General features: G+C 41.2%; 3 protein-coding genes. 1 reads left to right on the top strand and 2 read right to left on the bottom strand.

All coding sequences use genetic code 11. The features are described 5' to 3' along the window. The first annotated feature begins 146 nt into the window (after window positions 1-146). On the top strand, window positions 147-1577 hold the full coding sequence (locus CAG69_RS21095; RefSeq protein WP_161446078.1) for a methyl-accepting chemotaxis protein: 1431 nt from the start codon (window positions 147-149) through the stop codon (window positions 1575-1577). Window positions 1578-2006: 429 nt separating this feature from the next. Here CAG69_RS21095 and CAG69_RS21090 read toward each other — a convergent pair whose 3' ends face one another. After that, the gene (locus CAG69_RS21090) at window positions 2007-2675 is read right to left on the bottom strand and encodes an HAD-IA family hydrolase (RefSeq protein WP_161446076.1); all 669 of its coding nucleotides are present in this window, start codon (window positions 2673-2675) and stop codon (window positions 2007-2009) included. A 194-nt stretch (window positions 2676-2869) separates the two neighbouring features. Next, window positions 2870-3379 carry a hypothetical protein gene (locus CAG69_RS21085; protein ID WP_006742250.1) on the bottom strand — a complete coding sequence of 170 codons (510 nt, stop codon included), beginning with the start codon at window positions 3377-3379 and terminating at the stop codon, window positions 2870-2872. Window positions 3380-3720: the final 341 nt, after the last annotated feature.

Raw genomic sequence — 3720 nt, 5'->3', positions numbered from 1 at the left:
ATAACATACCGTTATAGGCGTCCTTAGATCTCATTTCTTAAACTAAATTTAGTTTTCGTTACATATTTTGCTGATTAACTTCGCATATTTTGTTTCGATATAGCAATAGATTTGGTCAATATCTTTTATCTCTAATGGAGCTTTAAATGAGAGAAGTTGAGTTTAGAACGATAGACAGGCTGTTTATCAAGATGTCTATCAACGACAAAATGTGGGTTATATTCCTGCTGTTTTTAGTAGCCCTCACTTCTGTGGCTGGAAGCCGCTACTTCAATGAAATACAACAATTTAAACAACAAGCGATTTCTGCTAGCGAAGCGAAACTTTCTGGTATTGTTGACGCTCAACCAGGTCATGTTCCACAAATTGACGGCGTATCGAAATCAAGTCGCGTAAGCGAGAGCTCTTTTGTTGATGGCTCTGTCACCGCTTATGCAAAGTTGCATTCTGGCGAAGTGATTAAGTTGACTCAAAACGTATCCGCGCAATACGAATCTGCAAAGTCGTCAGCCTTAACCTCTCTGTTACTCAGCTTTTTATGGGTTGTTCCTTTTGCCCTTTTCTCTTACTGGGTTGCGACCTTTATAGGAGGCGCCCTGTGGGTTTTATATACGACAACCGAAAAAATTGGTGAAGGTGATTTAACCTCTCGCCTTGGTTTTCATCCTGGCCGAGACGAGTTTGGCACCATTGGTTGCGCGTTAGATAAATCTATGGACACCTTAAGTGAACTGGTTAACAGTGTGAAAAATAATGCGACTACATTGAGTGAGACATCTTCTGCATTCGAAAAAGATATGCAGTTGAGCGAAACGCAGATATCTCATCAATATCAAACACTCGATTCCGTCGCGACAGCAATGGAAGAAATGACAGCCTCTGCAAAAGAAGTATCCAGCATTTCCCAACAAGCGACGATGCAATCCGATCAGGATGCTCAAAAGATCGAGCTAAGCAGAAATCGCGTGCAAAATGTGATTGGAGAAATTGAGACGTTATCCAGCTATATTGAACAGGCTTCCACATCAGTAACCAATTTAAATGAAAACACGACGCAGATTAATGACGTTATCACAACGATCAATGCCATTTCAGAACAAACCAACCTATTGGCTCTGAATGCGGCAATTGAAGCGGCACGCGCCGGGGAGCAAGGTCGTGGATTTGCTGTGGTTGCTGATGAGGTGCGTACATTGGCAAGCCGAACTCAACAGGCAACAGTAGAAATTCAAGCCATGATTGAGAAACTACAAACCGAGAGCCAGAACATTGCTTCAATCACTGACCGAACCGTTCAACAAGCGCAAACCAGTAGCCAGCTTATTGATGAAATTGGTCATGATGTGACGTCTATTGCTGAATCCGCACGCTCATTGATGGACATGAGTATCCAAATTTCCACCTCAGCAGAAGAACAAAGCGCAGTCGCCAACGATATTGCATCTGAGCTTTCAGAAATTCGCAGCCAGTCGAGCACAATCAGAGAAGTTGCAGAGCAATCTACCGTAGGGGTAGCTAATCTCACTCAGGCGTCAGTGTCTCTTGGTGAGGTATTACAACGCTACCGCACAGCATAACTTTGCAGCATTTATGATCAACAAGGGCTCCTCAGGAGCCCTTTTCTTTAAACCGTTTTCAGCCGTTATCGTCGATATTTTCTACTACACACAAGTGGATATTTGAAGTGAATCTCAAGTTCTCGCTGTACCTGATGAAATAATGTTCATAAACAAAGCGTTCCGCTATGCTTAATCCTGCCAATTCCAATTTGCTGCTGGAAAACAATATGAATAATTACAAAGATACAAAAGACATCGAAAACCTAAGTTGCCCTCTCTGCCAGGGGGATGAATATCTCATTTCATCGGATGGAGAGAAATTCACATGCGCTGCTTGCGGATTTCATACAAAAAGCTTCTCATCCATCCAATGCCTACATCAAACCCCTTACCTACAGTCCAAACTTAAACATATCCATAGCTTAAGTACGGTGTGCCATTAAGAGATTAAACAGAGCAGCTAAATAGCTGCTCTTTTAATTCATCTAAATGTTGAATGCGAATTACGCGTTCATCATCAACACGATTGATTGCCTCACCATTAAATAGCTGTACGGTTTTAATGCCAGCGTTTAATCCCGCTTCTACGCCTTTAGGTGTGTCATCAATATAAAGACAGTCGCTCGATAAAAAGCCCATGCTCATTGCACTGTACATAATTAAGTCAGGTTCAGGCTTCCAACTATTCGCATCGAATGCAGAGAACACTTTCCCCTGGAAAGCATCGAGCAATCCTGTTAACTCCAATGCGTATTCTATTTTATCTTTCGGCCCATTGGACGCGACACAATATTCGATATTATGCGAATCTAAAAACTGAATTAATCGCTTTGCGCCATCCATCGGCTGTAAGTGGCGAACAAAAAGAGACTGGACTTCTTCACGGTATTGCGGCTCTAAGACATCAATAGGGACTTTGATATCTTTCAGCTCTTTAGTATCTAAAAGGATGTCAGCGAGCTTTCCTCCTTTAAAATGAGAAACGCACTCTTCCATCGTTAATTCTGCGCCATGCAGGTTAAATACATTGACGAGAGCTTGGCAACACAATCGTTCACTATCGACCAACGTACCATCACAATCAAATATCACGCACTTAATATTGGTAATTGCCATAGCCATCTCCAGACATCTTAAAGGCTAATGCCCTAGCTGATTTTAAAAATGTTGGCTTAATCTTATTTAAGTTTGGGATTGTTGAAACGACGAGCTTGGCATTTCATGGAAATAGAGGGGAGCAATTACAGTTTTTCTAAGCAAGATCACCTATCGTCATCTTGCTTTGCTTTTTATGCATTTGAGTGCGCAAATTAGCTTTCAATAATCACCGAATCTAAAAGCTTGTGTTCGGTACTTAGTCTTTTAGCAAGATCCGCCACAAACGAACTCTTGTATTTTGATTCAGAAACCGCGACATCAGAGATAAGCGTGTTTCCTTCCAGGTGGCTAATAATAGCGGCACCAATTGGAGCTCCAGATTTAAAACCAACATATAATTCAAAATCTGGCGTTAGAATTATCTGAGTGAGATATTCCACAATCATATCTTTATCGTACTGTTGATCCCAACGCTGAGACTGCAGGACAGAAAACATGATAGTAAGTCGGTGAAAATCGACCAGAAAAATATCGTCAGAGCTAAATTCAGAATTACTCTCAAGTAGCGTGTCTTTGTCGACCACTTGATAGGTTGCTTGTTCTAGTGCTTTGAAATAGACATCACGCCCTTTCAGACTCTCTGGTGTTGGAAATTCAACTTCAACCAGATCATACAGCCATGTATTTTTACGCTCGATACTGGCTAACTGTTGTTCATTCATTTTGATACCTTAGTTGCAAAACGAAATGTGCAGAGTATTTCATTCTCACATAGAGTGAAGCTTAGACAGAGCGACAAGCCATATAAAGTCATATTGGGAGAAAGTATGGTCACTCTAACTCATCATTTCGTTTAGAGCAGTACATTAGCATGAAGCCCACAACAAACCTAGCGTACGTAGACCTTTCCTTGGCTAAATTTTGTTTTAGTTGCAAACCTCTGATAGATTTCATCAATATCTTTCCTAGTTAAGGACAAAAATAATGAAAAAGATGCTGTTAAGTGCATTGCTTGCTACTACGCTGGTTGGTTGTTCAGATAACGATGTTGCTGATGTAGGAC

It is taken from the genome of Vibrio sp. V43_P6S15P86 (assembly GCF_009904725.1).
In the GTDB taxonomy this organism is placed as follows: Bacteria; Pseudomonadota; Gammaproteobacteria; order Enterobacterales; family Vibrionaceae; genus Vibrio; species Vibrio diabolicus.
The sequence above is the reverse complement of the archived record's forward strand: the minus strand, read 5'-3'. Positions and strand labels throughout refer to the sequence as shown.

Excerpts from the sequence above, each read along its gene's own strand:
- CAG69_RS21085 (WP_006742250.1), bottom strand. The coding sequence starts at position 3,379 with ATGAATGAACAACAGTTAGCCAGTATCGAGCGTAAAAATACATGGCTG.
- CAG69_RS21090 (WP_161446076.1), bottom strand. The coding sequence starts at position 2,675 with ATGGCAATTACCAATATTAAGTGCGTGATATTTGATTGTGATGGTACG.
- CAG69_RS21095 (WP_161446078.1), top strand. The coding sequence starts at position 147 with ATGAGAGAAGTTGAGTTTAGAACGATAGACAGGCTGTTTATCAAGATG.